The organism is Kitasatospora sp. NPDC088134 (assembly GCF_044741705.1).
GTDB lineage: Bacteria > Actinomycetota > Actinomycetes > Streptomycetales > Streptomycetaceae > Kitasatospora.
Map to the genome: position 1 here is coordinate 101,025 of NZ_JBIUTD010000010.1, position 17,610 is coordinate 118,634.

Consider the following 17,610-nt stretch of genomic DNA (forward strand, 5'->3'; position numbering starts at 1 on the left):
AGCGTGCTCCCCATGACCGCCGAAACCGCCGACCCGACCACCGAGCCGACCGCCGAGCCGACTGCCGGAACGACCGCCGAGCCGAGCGCCGAGACCGCGCGCAACACCGAGACCGTGCGCCGCTACCTGCGGGTCTTCGAGACCAGGAACGTCGCCGAGCTGGCCGAACTGGTCGCCGAGGACGTGCTGGTGCACGGCGCGGGCATCCACGGGCGGGGGCGGCACCTGCCCGAGGGGGCCGTGCTGACCCCCGGACTGTCGAACTGCCGGGTCCGGGTCGACGACCTGGCCGCCGCGGGCGACCGGGTCACCGTGGCCTTCACGCTCACCTACACGCACGACCGGACCGGCCGCGACCTCACCATGACCGGGCTGAAGTCCTACCGGTTGGCCGGGGGCCGGATCGTCGAGTTCTGGGGCGAGACCGACCTGTACGGGCTGCTCCGGCAGGCCGGGCTGGTCCCCGAGCGGATACCGCCGTTCTGAGCACGCCCCGGCGGGGCCCGGGTTTGCGCCACGCGGGTGAGCGTGCCGGGCCCCGGGGCCGAGGTCCCCGGGGGCGGGTGGGGCGGATGCCACAGTGTCGGACGTCCGATCATCCGACCGAGGACGGTGCGCAGCGGTGTCCCGTGCAATCCCCCGATCCTGGCGGGCCGCCGCCCTGCTGGTGGCAACCCTGCTGCTGGCCCCGGCAGTTCCGGCCGCCGCCGACCCCGTTCCGGCGGCCGGGCCCCAGGTGTCCGGAGTCCTGGTGCCCGGAGTCCTGGTGCCGGCGGGCGGGTCGGCGGGCGGTGCACCGGTCGGGGAGGACGCGCTCGACCGGCTGGCGAAGGACGTCGAGGACGCCCGGCACGCCGCCGAGGCCGCCGAGCAGCGCTACACGGCCGCCGCCGGGCAGTTGACGGACCGTCGGGCCGCTGCCGGGGCCGCCACCGCGCAGGCCGAGACGGAGCGCGGGCGGGTCGCCGAGGCCGAGACGGAGGCCGCCCGGATGGTCGGCGCGCAGTACCGCAGCGGCGGACTCGGCCCGCTGGCCCGGCTGTTTCTCGCCGACCGCCCCCAGGACGTCCTCGACCGGCGGCAACAGGACGGCTCGCACGACCGCAGCGCCGCGAACGTGCTGCGCGAGCTCCAGGACGCCCGCAACCGGCTGGTGCTCGCCGCCGAACAGGCCCGGCAGGCCGAGCAGTCGGCCGCCGCCACGGCCGCCGACGCCCAGCGGGCCCTGGACGAGGCGAAGGCGCTGGCCGCCCGGACCGAGCAGCTCCTCGCCTCCGCGACCGCCGAACAGCTCGCCCTGCTCGAACAGCGGGAGGGCGCGCTCGCCGACCGGGCCCGCGAACAGCTGCTCGCCGCCGGGGCGTTCGGGCCGGACGGGGAGGCCTCCCCGGCGGGCCGCAAGGCGATCGAGTTCGCCCTCGCCCAGCGCGGCAAGCCCTACCTCTGGGGCGGCACCGGCCCCGACGCCTTCGACTGCTCCGGCCTCACCTCACAGGCCTGGCGGGCCGCCGGCCTGAGCATCCCGCGCACCAGCCAGGAACAGTGGGCGGGCCTGCACCGGGTCGCCCTGCGCGACCTCCGCCCCGGCGACCTGATCATCTACCACGCCGACGCCGGCCACGTCGCGCTCTACCTGGGCGGCGGCACCGTCGTCCACGCCCCGCACACCGGCACCGTGGTGAAGCTCGCCCCGATCACCATGCTCCCCATCCTGGGCGCGGTCCGCCCGGACGCCTGAGAGCAGGATCTTGGGCAGACGGAGCATTCAGGGGGATCGGGGGCGGCAAAGGTGAGGTTCCCCTGGTCTTGGGCAGCGGGTTTCTGCGTTGCGGGGGTGGGGTCCTGCCGGGGCCCGGCTCGGGTTTCGAGGGGGGCGAACCGGCTCTGCACCGCGGCGTTGTCGGTGTCCGCAGCAGCTCTGAGGGGCACATCCGGGGCGTAGCCAGTGCATTCAACATCCGCACGCTTTCAACAGTTCCTGCTTTGCGCCCCTGTACCGCCCTGGCCACGGGAGTGGATTACTGGTCACGGAGCGGCCCGCACGCACGGTAGGAGCCGCCCGAAGCTCCGGTGACCGCTCCGGCGCGGCACGAAGCAGAGCCAAGGAGACCAGGTGACACCGCCGCTTCCCGGGGAGCCGATCCCCGGCCTGTACTGCCCTCCCGTAGCCGAACCGGATGCCGCCCTGGTGTCCGAGGTGGACTCCCGGATCGCCGCCTGGGTACGGAAGGAGGACGTATGTCCGCCGCAGTGGCGGGACGGCCTGATCGGTTTCGCGGTCGGCCGGGCGGTGGTCCTGCAGTACCCCGACAACGCGAGCATCGACCACCTGATGGCGGCGGCCGAACTGCTGGCCGCGGAGAACGTCGTCGACGACTGCTACGTCGAGGACTTCGGCGGCTCGCCCGAAGGCCTGGGCGCCCGGCTGGTGATCGCCCAGAGCGCCCTGGACCCGGCCCGCCTGGCCGGCAGGTACCAGGCCGATTGGGAACGTGGTGTCCAGGGGGACGAGGCGCTCCGGAGCTACCGGACGGCGATGCGGGACTTCGAGGCGATCGCCACGCCGCTCCAGGCGGACCGGTTCCGGCACGACATGTGCCGATTGCACCTCGGCTACCTGGCCGAGGCGACCTGGAAGCTGGACGGTCGGGTCCCGGCGGTCTGGGAGTACCTGACCATGCGCCAGTTCAACAACTTCCGCCCGTGCCTGACGATCACCGATGCCATCGCCGGCTACGAGCTGCCCGCCGAACTCTACGCCCTGCCCGATGTCCAGCGGGCCGTGGCCCTGGCCTGCAACGCCACGACCATCGTCAACGACCTGTACTCGTACACCAAAGAGCTGCACATGCAGCATCCCCACCTGAACCTGCCCATCGTGATCGCGGCCGAGACCGGCGACCACCGGACCGCCTACCTCCGTGCCGTCGAGGTCCACAACGACCTCCTGCGCTCCTTCGAGGACACCGCAGGGCACCTGTACGGCCAATACCCCTCCTTGGACCGGTACTTGGGCGGCCTCACCGCGTGGGTGCTCGGAAACCACCGCTGGCACCAGACCAACACCAGCCGCTACACCCTCCCCGACTTCTGGGACTGAAAGGACGACCCGCGCATGGCCACCGTCATCCCCCACAGCCGCTACCAGCAGGACATCGCCAACTACTGGAACGCCGAGGAGCGCCCGGTCAACCTGCGCCTGGGCGACGTCGACGGCCTCTACCACCACCACTACGGCGTCGGCGATGTCGACTGGTCGGTCCTGGACGCCCCCGAGGCCGAGCAGGACCAGGCCGTCATCAACGAGATGCACCGGTTGGAGACCGCCCAGGCCCACCTGTTGATCCGCCACCTCGGCCAGGTCGAGCCCGAACAGCGCATCCTCGACGCCGGCTGCGGGCGCGGCGGCACCTCCGTCCTCGCCCACCAGGCCTTCGGCTGCCACGCCGACGGCATCTCGCTCTCCTCCAAGCAGGTCGACTTCGCCAACCGCCGCGCCCGCGAGCTCGGCATCGACGACAAGGTGCGCTACCACGTCGGGAACATGCTGGAGACCGGCTTCGCCCCCGGCGCCTACCAGGCCGTCTGGAACAACGAGTCCACCATGTACGTGGACCTCAAGGACCTCTTCGCCGCCCACTCCAAGCTGCTGGCCCGGGGCGGCCGCTACGTGACCATCACCGGCTGCTACAACGACGTCTACGGGCAGCCCTCCAAGGCCGTCTCCACCATCAACGCGCACTACGAGTGCAACATCCACGCCCGCTCCGAGTACTTCGCCGCGATGGCGGCCAACCGCCTCGTCCCCGTCCACGTGGAGAACCTCACCCCCGCCACCATCCCCTACTGGGAGCTGCGCACCCACTCCTCCGTCACCACCGGGATCGAGGAGGCCTTCCTGAGCTCCTACCGGGACGGCAGCTTCCAGTACCTGCTGATTGCCGCCGACCGGATCTGACCGACACCCGGTTCACCCCGGAGGCGCGGAACGGGCCGGCGGCACCCGGGGACCCGCCGTCGGCCGGCCGCCGCCGACCCCGGCGACGCGACCCGCCCGGGCCAGCAGCCGTCGGGCCGCAGGCTCACGCTGGTAGGAACGCAACCGCCGGCGGAGCTCCCGGAACGCGACGTCGCCGCGGGCCGAGGCGACCAGGGGATAGTCGTCCAGAAACCCCTCCCAGGTCGAGCATGCCAACTCCACTTGTCCTTGGGACAATTGGAGACAGGCCAGCCGAGCGGTGGTGAGCATCCTGGCCCGGCGTTCCTGCGGTGGGCGCAGCCGCAACGATGCGGCCAGCGCGCCGCAGGCCGCCGGAAGGTCCCCCGCCGCCGCCAGCACCTCCGCCTGCTGGTGGGAGAACGCCGCGAGGTGGTAACCACCGAGCAGCGCTTCCCGACCGTCAGCACGGTCCAGCAGGCGCTGTGCCCGGCCGAGGACCTCCAATGCTCGCCGGCGCTCACCCGCGCCGGCGAGCGCGAGGGCCTCCTGGCCGAGGACGAAGGCCCCCGTCTCGTCCGGCAGGCAGGGGACACCACGCGAGGATTCCTCGGCGAACTGCAGCGCAAGCCGCACGTTTCCCAACTGGTGGGCCTGCACACTCATCTGACGAACGGCGATGGCGTACCGTCCACGGTCACCGGTCTCCGAGGAAAGCTGCACGGCGAGCTGAAAGTAGGCCTGTGCGACGCCGTGCAGGTTCTCGTCGAACGCCATGAACCCCGCCAGATAGGCGAGATCTCCGCCGGCTTGGCGAAAACGCCGTCCGACCGAAGACGAAGCGGAGCCCCCGAGGCGCTCCGCGATGTCGACGGAGAGGTAGGAAGCAAGAGCCGGACGCCACCTGGCACCCCCGAATGTCTCGTCGGCATGCGCGAAGAGAGCCACCATCGATTCGGCCGAGCGCACGTGCGTGAGACTCAGGCGTCCGGTGCCACCCGCTGGCGCCCGACCGGATTCCGCCTCCGGAAAGCCGGTCGTCGGGGAGTAAGGCAGGCGGCGCAGTACCCGCTGCGCGACGAGCCCTTCCCGTGCCAGCTCACGGAGGCGCTCCCGCGCCCCGGCGGCGGGCGATCCGACCTCGGCGGTGGACGGACCCGCCAGTCCGATGTGTTCGAGCTGGACATCACGCTGCAGGCGCTGCGACAGCACTCTGCAGATGAATTCGCCGACCTGCCCGCGCGGCCTGGAGCCGGCCAGCCAGTGCGCCACCGTCGTGCGGTCGAAGTGGAGCTCGAGGGCACTTCGGAGGGCTTCCGCGTTGACGGCCTGCGCGAACGCCTGACCGGTCCAACCGGTCTCTTCGAAGAGTGCACGGAGTTTCACATTTGGCGCTCGATGAGATTTCACGACACCCCCTGATCGAATTCAACCGGCAAAGGCTTTCAAAACCTCCGTCGCACACGGTGGTTCCGCTCCGCTGGGGGGCGAGAGCGCAGTGGACACTGTGAACGCCCTCCGGGACAAGTGCAAGTAGGACCGATGACGGGACGTCACTCACGACGGGAAAGGGAGCGGCAGATGGGCACGCTCGCCACCGATCACGACGAACACCGGACCGGGCTCCTCCTGGAGCAGGCACGCGACCTCGTCGATACCCTGCTGCGCTCCTCGCTCCAGGAGTTGCCGCCCAGAATGCTGCTCGTCTGCGGCTATCAGCTCGGCTGGTGGGACGCGCACGGCGTGGAGAACCCCGGTCGGACGGGGAAGGCCCTGAGGCCGGCACTCGCGCTGGCCGCGGCCAGGGCCACGGGTGGGCGCGCGGCCGACGCGGTGCCCGCCGCCGCCGCTGTGGAGCTGGCCCACAACTTCTCGCTGGTCCACGACGACGTGGTGGACCGGGACGAGACGAGACGCCACCGCCCAACCGCCTGGAAGGCATTCGGCACGACCGACGCGATCATGGCCGGCGACGCCATGATCGCCGTGACGCCGCTGGTCCTGGCCCACCACGACCACCCCTCGCTGAAGCACGCGATACGCCGCCTCGGAGCTGCGGTGGCCCGACTCTGCGAGGGCCAGCACCTCGACTGTGCTTTCGAACGGCGGCCGGCGGTCACCGTCGCCGAGTGCCTGGAGATGGCCGAGGCCAAGACCGGTGCCCTCCTCGGCGCCTCGTGCGCCCTCGGAGCGCTGGCCGCCGACGCTCCCCACAACGTCGTCGTGGCCCTCGACGCCTTCGGCCGCCAAATCGGCCTGGCCTTCCAGTTGGTGGACGACCTGCTGGGAATCTGGGGCGAACCGGCAGTCACCGGCAAGCCGGTCGGGGCCGACCTGCGAATCCGCAAGAAGTCCCTCCCGGTGGTTGCCGTCCTGGCCAAGCAGACGGAGCCCGCCCGCAGGCTGCGCGCCCTCTACTCGGCCGACCGGCACCTGAGCGCCGCCGAGGTGGCCCGGGCGACCGAGCTGCTCGAGCAAGCCGGAGGCCGGATCTGGGCCCGGGAACAGGCCCGCCGCTACCTCCTGGCCGCCCTCGACCTCCTCGACCGCGTCCTACTGCCGGGAGGCGACTGCTCCGACCTGCGCGCGCTGTCCACCCTGATCATCCGGAGGAAGCTGTGACCCCCCAGGACGACAAGCAACTCCCGCACCGGACCGTGCTGTTGGCCTCCCCCCGATCCTTCTGCGCCGGTGTCGAACGGGCCATCGACGCCGTCGAGCGGCTGCTGGACGCCCCTGGACGCGAGGCCCCGGTCTACGTCCGCAAGCAGATCGTGCACAACACCCACGTGGTGGCAGGGCTGGCCGCACGCGGTGCGGTCTTCGTCGAGGAGCTGGACGCTGTCCCGCCCGGCGCCACCGTGGTCCTCTCCGCCCACGGCGTCTCGCCCCGGGTGCGCGAGCAAGCCCGGCAGCGCCACCTGACGGTGGTGGACGCCACCTGTCCCCTTGTCGCCAAGGTGCACTCCGAGGCCCGCCGCTTCGCCGCCCGGGGCGACACCGTGGTACTGATCGGGCACGCCGGCCACGAAGAGGTCGAGGGCACGCTCGGCGAGGTCCCGGAATCCACCGTACTGGTCCAGAACGCTGCGCAGGCGGCCGGGTTGACCGTGCCCGATCCGGCCAAGGTGTCCTATCTGACCCAGACCACCCTGGCCCTGGACGAGACCGCCGCAGTCATCGGGGCGCTGCGCGAGCGCTTCCCGCTCCTCCAGGGACCGCCCGGGGACGACATCTGCTACGCCACCACCAACCGCCAACTCGCCGTCGAGGCAGTGGCCCGCCGCGCCGACCTGGTGCTGGTGGTCGGCTCCGCGAACTCCTCCAACTCGGTCCGGATGGTCGAAGTGGTCCGCCGCGGCGGCACCGAGGCCCACCTGATCGAGGATGCTTCGGCGATCGTCCCGGCCTGGCTGGACCGCGCCCGGGTGGTCGGCCTGTCCGCCGGCGCCTCCGCACCGCCCGAGCTGGTGACCGAAGTGATCAAGGCACTCGGCGCCCACGGCCCCGTCACCGTCGAGGAATTGACCACCACGGTGGAGGACGTCACCTTCCAACCGCCCGCACCGGTCAGGGACCAACCATGACAGCACCCACCACCCTCGGCACGCCCCCGGGCCAGCAGCCCCCGGACCTGCTCGGCGGGCTCACCGGCCCCGATGACGTCAAGAACCTGCCCGCCGAGTCCCTGCCGCTGCTCGCCGAGCAGATCCGGGCCCTGCTGATCGAGAAGGTCACTGCCGTCGGCGGCCACCTCGGACCCAACCTCGGCGTGGTGGAGCTGACCATCGCCCTGCACCGGGTCTTCGCCTCCCCGTACGACACCCTGCTCTTCGACACCGGCCACCAGGCTTACGTGCACAAGATCCTGACGGGGCGCCAGTACGAGTTCGACACCCTGCGCCAGCCCGGCGGCCTCTCCGGCTACCCCAGCCGGGCCGAGTCCGCGCACGACGTGATCGAGAACAGCCACGCCTCCACCGCCCTGTCCTACGCCGACGGCATCGCCAAGGCCCGTGCCCTCGACGGGGGCAGCGGCCGCGCGGTGGTCGCGGTGGTCGGCGACGGCTCGCTCACCGGAGGCCTCGCCCTGGAGGCGCTCAACAACCTCGGTGCCGCACCGCAGCGGCCGGTGATCGTGATCCTCAACGACAACACCCGCTCCTATGCCCCCACCGCCGGAGCACTCGCCGCCCACCTGGCCGCCCTGCGCGACGGCACAGCGACCGGCAACCTCTTCGAACAGCTCGGCCTGGCCTACCTCGGCCCGGTGGACGGCCACGACCTGCCCGCACTCGACCTGACGCTCCGCCAGGCACGCTCCCTCGGCAGGCCGGTGGTCGTGCACGCGGTGACCGAGAAAGGCCGCGGCTACCTGCCCGCCCTGGCCGACCAGGACGAGAAGATGCACGCCGTCGGCGTCCTCGACCCGCTCACCGGCCACCCCAAGTCCGCCGCCCGGCAAACCTGGACCGAGGTGTTCGCCGACCACGTCGTCCAGCTGGGCGATCACTACACCGACCTGGTCACGGTCACCGCCGCGATGTCCGGACCCACCGGCCTGTCCCGCTTCGCCGCCCGCTTCCCCGAGCGCTGCCACGACGTCGGCATCGCCGAACAGCACGCGGTGGCCAGCGCCGCCGGCCTGGCCACCGCCGGGGCCCGGGCCCTGGTCGCCGTCTACTCCACCTTCCTCAACCGGGCCTACGACCAGCTCCTGATGGATGTCGCCCTGCACCGCCTGCCTGTCACCTTCGTGCTCGACCGCGCCGGGATCACCGGCCCCGACGGGGCCAGCCACCACGGCATGTGGGACGTCCCCCTCCTGGCCTCCGTCCCCGGCATGCGGGTCGCCGTCCCGCGCGACCCGAGCTCGCTGCGCGAGCTGCTCACCGAAGCGCTCGACGACCAGGAGCACCCCACCGCCCTGCGCTTTCCCAAAGCCACCGCCGGCGCCGACATCCCGGCCGTGGAGCGGACGGGTCCCATCGACGTCCTCTTCCGCTCCGCCGTCCAGGAGGTGCTGCTGGTCGCGGTCGGACCGCTCGCCGCCGAGTGCCTGGAGGCGGGACGCTACCTCGCCTCGACCGGAATCGGCACCACCGTGGCGGACCCGCGCTGGGTACTGCCCGTCCCCCGCGAACTGCTCGACCTCGCCACCCGTCACCGCCTGGTGGTCACCGTCGAGGACAACGTCCGCAGCGGCGGAGTGGGTGATGCCCTCGCCCGCGCCCTCGCCGACCGCGGCTCACGGATACCCGTCACCACTCTCGGCCTGCCCGACCGTTTCCTTCCGCACGGCCCCCGGCCCCAGCTGCTGGCCGCCGCCGGCCTGAGTGCCAAGCCGATCGTCCACGCCGTCCTCTGCGCCCGCGCCGACCGCGCCCACCCCTTCACCTGACACCCCCTCGTCCCACCCCGTGCAGCACGCCACCCGTTCCCCTCACCACGGACCGACGGAGACACGATGCACCTGCCCGGAACTCCCCTGCCCCGCCGCCCCTCCCGCCAGATCCGCGTCGGGTCCGTACCGGTCGGGGGCGGCGCGCCCATCTCGGTGCAGACCATGACCACCACCCTCACCGCCGACGTGGACGCCACCCTTCGGCAGATCGCCGAGATCACCGCCGCGGGCTGCGACATCGTCCGCGTCGCCGTCCCCTCCCAGGACGATGCCCGCGCCCTGCCCGAGATCGTCCGCAAGTCCCCCCTCCCGGTCGTCGCCGACATCCACTTCCAACCCCGCTACGTCTTCGCCGCCATCGACGCGGGCTGCGCGGCCGTCCGGGTCAACCCCGGCAACATCAAGGCCTTCGACGACAAGGTGAAGGAGATCGCCCGGGCCGCCTCCGCCGCAGGCATCCCGATCCGGATCGGGGTCAACGCCGGCTCCCTCGACCAGCGACTGCTCGTCAAGTACGGCAAGGCCACACCCGAAGCGCTGGTCGAGTCCGCCCTGTGGGAATGCTCGCTCTTCGAGGAGCACGGCTTCCGTGACCTCAAGATCGCCGTCAAGCACCACGACCCGCTCACCATGATCGCCGCCTACCGGCAGCTCGCCGACGCCTGCGACTACCCGCTGCACCTCGGCGTCACCGAGGCGGGCCCCGAACTCCAGGGCGCCGTCAAGTCCGCTGTCGCCTTCGGCATCCTGCTCCACCAGGGCATCGGCGACACCATCCGGGTCTCCACCTCCGCCCCGCCGGTCGACCAGGTCAAGGCCGGCAACCACATCCTCCAGTCCCTCGGCCTGCGCCCGCGCAGGCTCGAGATCGTCTCCTGCCCCGGCTGCGGCCGCCTCCAGGTCGACATCCACCGGCTCAGCCGCCAGGTCGAAGCCGCTTTCGAAGGCTTCCCCGTCCCACTCCGGGTCGCCGTCATGGGCTGCGTGGTCAACGGACCGGGCGAGTCGCGCGAGGCCGACCTCGGCGTCTCCTCCGGCAATGGAAAGGGGCAGATCTACGTCAAGGGCGAGATCGTCCGCAGCGTGCCGGAATCCCGCATCGTCGAAGCCCTGTTGGAGGAGGCGGTACGCCTCGCCGGACAGAACGATCCCTCCGAATGACCACCGCCCCAGGGCCCGCGGTTCCCCGGCTTCCGTGCGAACCGCGCCAACGCCCCGGGCCCGACGGACACCGGAGATCGAGCCGCGGTGATCCCCGGGTCGACCGGACCGGTCGGCACGCTCGCCGTGGAGCCGGTCGCCCGGTGCACCGATCGGCTGAGGACCACCGGTCCGGCTGCCGCCGGCCGCGATCCGGCGCTCCCGGCCGAACAGGCCCCTCGTCGCCGACACCGCGGTCGGCGCCCTCGGCGCGACGGTGTGCGGTTCGGGGCCGAGCTGCGCGTTCCTCGCCCCGGACATCTCGCACGCGCTGCTCGTCGCCCGCGAGTTGCGCCCCAAGGCTTCCGGGCGGTCGTGGTCGCCGGGCCCGTCCGGGGCCCGGCAGTCGTCCGCCCGTAGCGGCGCGCATCCGCCATCCGGATGATCGCCTTCGCGCCGAACAGGGCCGGGCGAAGCTTCTTCCCTCCTTGATCGTTGTCACTCCCGGAAATCTTCTGCGTCGATTTCGTGATGGAGGACCTGTGAAGCGGACGAAACGATTCGCGTCGTGGTGGGGCGGCGGAGCCACCGGGGAGGACGAGGTCCTGGTCGCCCGGGAGTTCGACCATCCGCAGTACGGCAGGACGGCCTGTCCCGCGGCCGACCTGGTCGTCAGCTGGCTGAAGAGGTCGGGCGTACCCGCAGCGACGGCATCGGCCAAGGGCCTCGGGGGCGACGGGCAACTGCGCTGGCTCAGCTTCGCCTACATCGACCCGCGGCTGCGGACGATCGGACTGGCTGTCGCCGCCCCCACCCGCTCCCCGCAGCGCCAGCACGACGCCCGCAAGGCCCTGCTGGCCTGGCAGCGCACGCTCGGCACCCGGCGGATCCTGCTTCCCCGGCTCCCGGCCCCCGGCGTCCCCGCCCAACGCGGCGTACCGGGCCTCCTGCCCGACCCGGCGTCGGCCGCCCAGGATTTCCTCGACGAAGGGGACTCCGTCCTCGTCCTCGGCGCACCCACCCCCGCCTTGCGAAACCTGCACCCCGACGCGAGGCAGCACGTGCTCTATGCCGAGCACGCGCACGCGCTTGCAGAATCGTTCCTATGCGAAGTGGACGGCGAACGGCTCTCCTTCGTCATGGCACCCGACGTGGTGACCGAACAAGCCGCCGACCTCCTGCGCGTCGCCCGTACCCACGTGCCCCACCTGCGTGGCCAGCACCCCGACCATTGGCCCTACCATGCCTCCGACCGGCTCAACACCCTGCGCCTGGCCCTCAGCGGCGCCGACGAGGTCTGGCTGCTGTCCTCGCCCGGTCCCCGCCACCCGCTCCTCGACGCAGCGCTGCGCCACAACCCCACCCCCGTGCGGGAGTTGAGAGGCCCCAACGACATCGGGGAACACTGGCTGACCCTGGGGCTCAGAACGATCGCCCTGCTCACCACCGACCTCACGGACCCGGGCGACCACCGTCGTCACGAAGTCCTCACCACCCTCTCCGGCACCGGTCCCCTCAGCGTGGTCACCCGTGAGGTCTTCACCCACATCACGACCGACACCCATCTGCCCATTCCCGACTGACCCACTGCCGGCCGACCCACCGCCGACCGGCCCCGGAACCGAGGTTCCTTCGTCGGTCTGGACGGCTTGGTACCGGGGCGGGTCGGCCCCTGTTGCGACAACGCCGCGGTGCGGAGCCGGTCCGCCCCGCCCGCGGCCGGCACCGGGGCACGGGCCACTCGAGTCCGGGCACCCCGCCCCCCGGTGAGGCCTAGCGGCGTTCGGCGGTGGTTTCCGGGGTGATGGTGTAGATCTCGATCTCGCCGAGGTACAGCAGGTCGTCGAGGTATTCGTCGAGGTCGTCGTAGAGGAGGTTCTCGGTCCAGGTGCGGTGGGCCAGGATCCAGGCGGCGAGGGCGGGGCGGTCGCCGGCGTGGAGGAGGCGGTCGAGGGTGGACTGGGCGGTGCGGGCCTCGGCGGGGGTGAGGGTGTCGTGGTGGCCGGCGGCGGCGCGGGCGAGGGTGGTGTCGATCTCGTCGCCGTAGCGGAGGACGGTCTGGAGGGCGAGTCGGCGCTTCATCTCGGGGGCGGTGAGGATGCCGAAGGGGTGGGAGGCGTAGGTGCCGTCGGGGAGTTTGACGGTGTTCTCGCGTTCGAAGTCGGTGCCCTCGGCCTTGGGGTCGGCGTTGACGAAGGCGACCCGGCTGCCGGGGGGTGCGGCGCGCAGCAGGGCGTCGTCCGGGGTGGTGACGGTGGGTTCGGGGATCAGGCCGCGGTCGCTCTCGGGGGTGCGCAGGTGGAGTTCGCCGCCGTGGGTGGTGCGGTACCAGAGTTTGGCGTGGGTGAGGCCGGTGGAGTCGTGGTCCTTGAGCAGGAAGGGGCGGCGGGCGGTCCGGTCGAACTCGGCGGGGCCGAGGGCGGCGGCCCGGGCGGCGAGTTGGACGGCCTGGACGAAGGTCGCGCAGTCGAGGGTCCAGCTGCCGGCGTCGGCGGTGAGGTCGAGCAGGGCGGCGTGCGGGGAGCGGTTGTTGTGGAGCTGGAGGTAGGCGTCGTCGCCGAGGCCCTGCTGGGTCCAGTTCTGCCGGTGGTACGCCTTGGGCGTGCCGCTGCTCTCGAAGCGCGGGCCGCCGGCCAGGACGCGGCGGGCCAGGATGTCGAGCTGGGCCCGGTACTTGTAGGCGTAGCTGTCGCCCGCCACCAGGCAGCCGCCGAGGCTGAGCAGGACGGCGTCGGTGGAGGCGTAGTCGGTCCGGGTGAGTTCGGGCAGCGCGGCGACGTACTCGTCGTGCCAGACCACGTCACTGCCCGGGACGCTCGCCAACTGGAGGAGCAGGGCGAGGAGTTGCTGCCCGGTGTACTGCTGACCGGCCACGGTGTACATGCGATGGTCCCCCCATCGGTCGCAAGGATTTCCCCCGGACGGTGACGCTAGTGACCAGCCCGTCGGCCTGTCCACGGGAGGGGGCGGGGCGGTCGGGGTGCGCCGGGGTGCCGGGTGCGCGCCCCGCGCGCGGGACCCGACCGGAGCGGGCACCGGATGTCGGGTGCGGCAGGCTGGGTGCTCCGTAGCGTCGGTGGTGCAAGGGAAGAGGGAAGGAGGCCGGGGTGCTGGAGCGGTTGAACCTGGCGATGGAGTACGTCGAGGAGCACTTGGACGGGCGGATCGAGGCGGCCGAGCTGGCGCGGATCGCGGTCACGTCGGAGTACCACTTCCGGCGGCTGTTCTCCTCGCTGGCGGGGATGCCGTTGTCGGAGTACGTCCGGCGGCGTCGGCTCACCGTCGCGGGGGCCGAGGTGCTGGCGGGGGAACCGACCCTGCTGGAGGTCGCCGTCCGGTACGGCTACGCCTCGGGGGAGGCGTTCGCCCGGGCGTTCCGCGCCGTGCACGGGGTCGGCCCCGGCGAGGCGCGGCGCACCGGGGCGGCGCTCAACTCGCAGCCCCGGCTGTCCTTCCGCCTCGTCGTCGAAGGGAGCACCACCATGAGGTACCGCATCGTGGAGAAGGAAGCGTTCCGGGTCGTGGGCAGCAAGGCCCGGGTCCCGCTGATCTACCAGGGCGTCAACCCGCACATCGCGGAGCACATCCGGAGCATCCCGGCGGAGACCGTGCTGCGGATCGCGGCACTCTCCGACCAGGACCCGGAGGGCGTGGTCTCGGCGACCGTCCGGCTGCCGGACCCGTCCGGGAAGGCCGGGTTCGAGGAGGGCAGCGAACTCGACTACTACCAGGCCGTGGTGACGAACCGTCAGGACGTTCCGGCGGACCTGGACGTGCTGGAGTGCCCGGCGGGCAGCTGGGCGGTGTTCGAGAACACCGGGCCGTTCCCGGAGGCGCTGCAGCGGATGTGGGGCGAGGTCGCGGCGCAGTGGATGCCGTCCAACCCGTACGAGTACCGGCCGGGCCCGGAGATCCTGCGCACCCGCGCGCTGCCGGAGGACCCGGCGCAGTCGGTGGCGCAGCTGTGGATTCCGGTGCTGCGGACCGCGAGGTAGTCGGGTAGTGAGGCGGGGCGGGGCGCCGGACCGGGACGGTCGTCCGGCCCAGGTACGGCGGCCCCCGCCCCGGGGCCTCAGGCGGTGGCGGCGGCCGGGCGGCGGCGGGCGCGCAGCACCGCGAGGCCGGCGGCGACCGCCAGCGCGGCGGCGCCCAGGACGCCGACCGCGCCCGCGAGGCTGCCGGCCGGCTTGGCGACGCCCAGCAGGATCAGCGGGCAGACGAACTCGCCGAGGAAGAAGGCGGAGTTCCACAGGCCGGTGCCGCGGCCCCGGTCGGCGGCGTTCAGCAGCACCATGGTGCGGGTGATCAGGGTCGGCAGCAGCATGCCGCCGCCCAGGCAGTTGACGACCGCCCCGGCCACCAGCAGCGGCACGCTGTCGGCGACGGCGATGATGCCGAAACCGAGCGCGCAGAGCGCCAGGACGGCGGGCAGCAGGCGCTCGGCCCGGTCGGTGAGGCGGGTGAAGGCGACGGCGCCGACCACGGTGGCGACGCTGGCGATCGCGGTGCACAGGCCGATGGTGGCGGGGGCGGTGGTGCCGAGGTCGTCGAGCAGGAAGGAGGTCTCCACGGGAACGGTGTAGAACACGATCGCGCTGAAGAAGGTCAGCGCGCAGGGCGCCAGCAGGCGGCGCAGCAGCGGGGTGCGCGTCCCGGCGGCGGCCTCGGCTTCCGTGGCGCCCGCAGCGGTCGCGGCGACGACCTGCGCGCGCCCGGCGGCGGGACGCAGGTACAGGCCCAGCAGCGGGGCGAGCAGCAGGCCGACGGCGTAGGCCCAGAACGGGGCGCGCCACCCGGCCGAGCCGGCCGCGCCGCCGAGGGCGAAGAACGCGGTGGCGGAGATCGAGGCGCACATCGCCTGCAGGGCCAGGTACTTCTCGCGCTGCTTGCCGGACCAGTAGTCGCCGATCAGCGTGGTGCAGCAGGTCATGATGGCGGACTCGGCGATGCCGACCAGGACCCGGCTGGCGACGATCGCGGGCAGCGAGTCCAGCCAGAGCGGGGCGGTGCCGACGATCGCGTACAGCACGGTGGCGATCACCAGCAGGCGGTGCCGGCCGAGGCGGTCGATGATCGCGCCCGCGAACGGGGCCATCACCGCGAGGGAGAGCGCCGGGATCGTCAGCGCCATCGGGGCCAGCGCGTCCGCGCCCGGGGTGGCCGCGAAGTGGTCCTGCAGCTTGGGCAGCACGGGGGCGATCAGCACGGCGCCGAGGATCGGCAGGCAGCTGCCGGCCATCAGCAGGACCGCGGTCAGCCGGGGACGGGCCAGGGCGACGGGGGCGTCCTCGGCGGGCCCGGCGGCCGCTGCGGCCTCGGAGACGGCAGCCGCTGCGGCCTCGGGGGCGACGGCCTCGGAGGTCTCGGCGGCGGGTATGGCGGGAGGCATGGCTGCTCCGTTTCGGGGGCGGATACGTACCACCCGGACGGCGACGGCGGTGGCGCGCACCCGGGCGCCCCGGAACGAGGGCTCCGGAGCAGAGGCCATCGTGGGCCCAGGACGGGGTGCGGGGGAAGCCCACCGTGATCATTTGTCCCGATATTCGTCATCAGTCCCCTCGGTGGACAGGTTTCACGGCCCGTCAGGGGTACCGGCCGCCGGTGGCGGGGGTGTTGATCCGCGCCGCCCGGTCCGCCAGGGTGGCGGGGCCCGCACCGTGCTCCACGACCGAGGAGGACCACCCGTGCACCGCCCGCTCACCCACCTGCGCCACGTCGACCTCGCCGTCCCCGACTTCGGGAAGCAGCGCGACTTCTACGCCGGAATCTGGGGCCTGACCGAGACCGCCACCGACACCGGCCTGTCCTTCCTGGCCGCCGAGGGCTCCCCGGAGCAGTACGTGGTGCGGCTGCGCCGGGCCGGGGAGAAGCGCCTCGACCTGGTGTCCTACGGCGCCGCCAGCCCCGCCGACGTCGACGCCCTGGCCGAGCGACTGCTCGCCGGGGGAGTGCAGCTGATCTCCCGTCCGGGCGCCGTCGACACCCCCGGCGGCGGCCACGGCTTCCGGTTCTTCGACTGCGACGGGCGGACGATCGAGGTCTCCGCCGACGTCGCCGCCCGGCCGCACCGCCGGATCGAGGCGAAGGAGTCCGTGCCCGTCCGGCTCTCCCACGTCGTCCTCAACACCCCCGACCTGGAGCGCACCCGGCGCTGGTACGAGCGGCACCTCGGCTTCAGGCTCTCCGACACGCTGGCCTCCCCGCACGCCGGCGACCTGATGCACTTCCTGCGGATCAACGGCCAGCACCACTCGACGGCCCTGGCCAAGGGCCCGCACACCTCGCTGCACCACGTGTCCTTCGAACTGCGCGGCCTGGACGAGTACCTGTACGGCACCGGGCGGCTGCTGCGGGCCGGCGTCACCAAGCTCTGGGGCCCGGGCCGGCACCTGGCGGGCAACAACACCTTCTCGTACTTCCTCGACCCGCACGGCAACACCGTCGAGTACACCACCGAGATGGACGAACTGGACGAGGACAGCTGGCACCCGCAGGTCCACGACGTCACCCGCCCCGAGGTCACCGACGTGTGGGGAACCGCCAACCCGATGAACGAGTTCGTCGCCAGGGAGTCCTTCAACGACGTCGACCGCGGTGTCTTCGTCGCCCCGCCCGTCTGACCCCCGCTACGGTGGCGGGAGGAGCGGGGAGACACCCCAGGAGAGACCCGAGGAGGCCCCGCCGTGGCGATCCGCCGGCTGGACAACGTGCTCATCGTCGTCGAGGACCTGGACGCCGTGATCGCGTTCTTCGTCGAACTCGGCCTGGAACTGGAGGGCAGCGGCCCGCTCGACTGGCCCGGCGCGGAGCGCGTCATCGGCCTCACCGGCGTCCGCCAGGACGTCGCCATGCTGCGGGTGCCCGGCGGCCCCGGCCGGGTGGAGCTCGCCAGGTTCCACCGGCCGGCCGCCGTCCGCTCCGAACCCGTCGACGCCCCCGCGAACACCCTCGGCCTGCGCCGCGTCATGTTCGCCGTCGACGAACTCGACGACCTGCTGCTGCGCCTGCGGCACGGCCACGGCGCCGAACTGGTCGGCGAGGTGGTGCCCTACGGGGACCTCTTCCGGCTCTGCTACGTGCGCGGCCCCGAAGGCATCGTGGTCGGCCTGGCGGAAGAGCTGCGCTGACG

15 protein-coding genes are annotated in these 17,610 nt (G+C 72.5%); 12 read left to right on the forward strand and 3 right to left on the reverse strand.

Going from position 1 to position 17,610, the window contains the following annotated elements; genetic code table 11:
• Positions 1-12 precede the first annotated feature (12 nt).
• The 4 genes from ACIOHG_RS18130 (at position 13) to ACIOHG_RS18145 (ending at position 3,958) form a co-directional block, all read left to right on the forward strand.
• Positions 13-486 (forward strand): nuclear transport factor 2 family protein, encoded by a 474-nt coding sequence (locus ACIOHG_RS18130; protein ID WP_400951421.1) that lies wholly within the window; start codon positions 13-15, stop codon positions 484-486.
• A gap of 136 nt (positions 487-622) precedes the next feature.
• A complete protein-coding gene (locus ACIOHG_RS18135; protein ID WP_400951423.1) occupies positions 623-1,738 on the forward strand; it encodes an NlpC/P60 family protein in 1,116 nt (371 codons plus the stop codon).
• Positions 1,739-2,113: 375 nt separating this feature from the next.
• The gene (locus ACIOHG_RS18140) at positions 2,114-3,100 is read left to right on the forward strand and encodes a family 2 encapsulin nanocompartment cargo protein terpene cyclase (protein WP_400951425.1); all 987 of its coding nucleotides are present in this window, start codon (positions 2,114-2,116) and stop codon (positions 3,098-3,100) included.
• Between the two features lie 15 nt (positions 3,101-3,115).
• Positions 3,116-3,958: a geranyl diphosphate 2-C-methyltransferase gene (locus ACIOHG_RS18145; protein ID WP_400951428.1), complete on the forward strand. Its 843-nt coding sequence runs from the start codon at positions 3,116-3,118 to the stop codon at positions 3,956-3,958.
• 12 nt (positions 3,959-3,970) lie between these two features.
• Here ACIOHG_RS18145 and ACIOHG_RS18150 read toward each other — a convergent pair whose 3' ends face one another.
• The gene (locus ACIOHG_RS18150) at positions 3,971-5,323 is read right to left on the reverse strand and encodes a hypothetical protein (RefSeq protein ID WP_400951431.1); all 1,353 of its coding nucleotides are present in this window, start codon (positions 5,321-5,323) and stop codon (positions 3,971-3,973) included.
• A gap of 195 nt (positions 5,324-5,518) precedes the next feature.
• Here ACIOHG_RS18150 and ACIOHG_RS18155 point away from each other — a divergent pair, with 195 nt between their 5' ends.
• The 5 genes from ACIOHG_RS18155 (at position 5,519) to ACIOHG_RS18175 (ending at position 12,064) form a co-directional block, all read left to right on the forward strand.
• Positions 5,519-6,559, forward strand: coding sequence for a polyprenyl synthetase family protein (locus ACIOHG_RS18155; protein WP_400951434.1), 1,041 nt, complete (start codon positions 5,519-5,521; stop codon positions 6,557-6,559).
• Positions 6,556-7,524 carry a 4-hydroxy-3-methylbut-2-enyl diphosphate reductase gene (gene ispH / locus ACIOHG_RS18160; RefSeq protein WP_400951437.1) on the forward strand — a complete coding sequence of 323 codons (969 nt, stop codon included), beginning with the start codon at positions 6,556-6,558 and terminating at the stop codon, positions 7,522-7,524. Before ACIOHG_RS18155 ends, ispH begins: the two co-directional genes overlap by 4 nt.
• Positions 7,521-9,338, forward strand: a complete 1,818-nt coding sequence (locus ACIOHG_RS18165; RefSeq protein ID WP_400951440.1) for a 1-deoxy-D-xylulose-5-phosphate synthase — start codon at positions 7,521-7,523, stop codon at positions 9,336-9,338. The genes ispH and ACIOHG_RS18165 overlap by 4 nt, the downstream gene beginning before the upstream one ends.
• A 66-nt stretch (positions 9,339-9,404) precedes the next feature.
• Entirely contained in the window at positions 9,405-10,502 is a 1,098-nt protein-coding gene (gene ispG, locus ACIOHG_RS18170) for a flavodoxin-dependent (E)-4-hydroxy-3-methylbut-2-enyl-diphosphate synthase (protein WP_400951443.1), read from the forward strand.
• A gap of 521 nt (positions 10,503-11,023) precedes the next feature.
• Positions 11,024-12,064: a hypothetical protein gene (locus tag ACIOHG_RS18175; protein ID WP_400951446.1), complete on the forward strand. Its 1,041-nt coding sequence runs from the start codon at positions 11,024-11,026 to the stop codon at positions 12,062-12,064.
• 190 nt (positions 12,065-12,254) lie between these two features.
• Here ACIOHG_RS18175 and ACIOHG_RS18180 read toward each other — a convergent pair whose 3' ends face one another.
• Positions 12,255-13,364: a hypothetical protein gene (locus ACIOHG_RS18180; protein WP_400951448.1), complete on the reverse strand. Its 1,110-nt coding sequence runs from the start codon at positions 13,362-13,364 to the stop codon at positions 12,255-12,257.
• Between the two features lie 224 nt (positions 13,365-13,588).
• On the opposite strand from ACIOHG_RS18180, the gene ACIOHG_RS18185 reads away from it, so the two are divergent.
• Positions 13,589-14,476 carry an effector binding domain-containing protein gene (locus ACIOHG_RS18185; RefSeq protein ID WP_400951451.1) on the forward strand — a complete coding sequence of 296 codons (888 nt, stop codon included), beginning with the start codon at positions 13,589-13,591 and terminating at the stop codon, positions 14,474-14,476.
• Between the two features lie 77 nt (positions 14,477-14,553).
• Here the strand turns inward: ACIOHG_RS18185 and ACIOHG_RS18190 are convergent, their stop codons facing one another.
• A complete protein-coding gene (locus ACIOHG_RS18190) occupies positions 14,554-15,870 on the reverse strand; it encodes an MFS transporter (protein ID WP_400951453.1) in 1,317 nt (438 codons plus the stop codon).
• Positions 15,871-16,165: 295 nt separating this feature from the next.
• Between ACIOHG_RS18190 and ACIOHG_RS18195 the strand changes: the two genes are divergently transcribed.
• Positions 16,166-17,101, forward strand: a complete 936-nt coding sequence (locus ACIOHG_RS18195) for a VOC family protein (protein WP_400951455.1) — start codon at positions 16,166-16,168, stop codon at positions 17,099-17,101.
• 63 nt (positions 17,102-17,164) lie between these two features.
• Positions 17,165-17,608: a VOC family protein gene (locus ACIOHG_RS18200; RefSeq protein WP_400951457.1), complete on the forward strand. Its 444-nt coding sequence runs from the start codon at positions 17,165-17,167 to the stop codon at positions 17,606-17,608.
• Positions 17,609-17,610 lie beyond the last annotated feature (2 nt).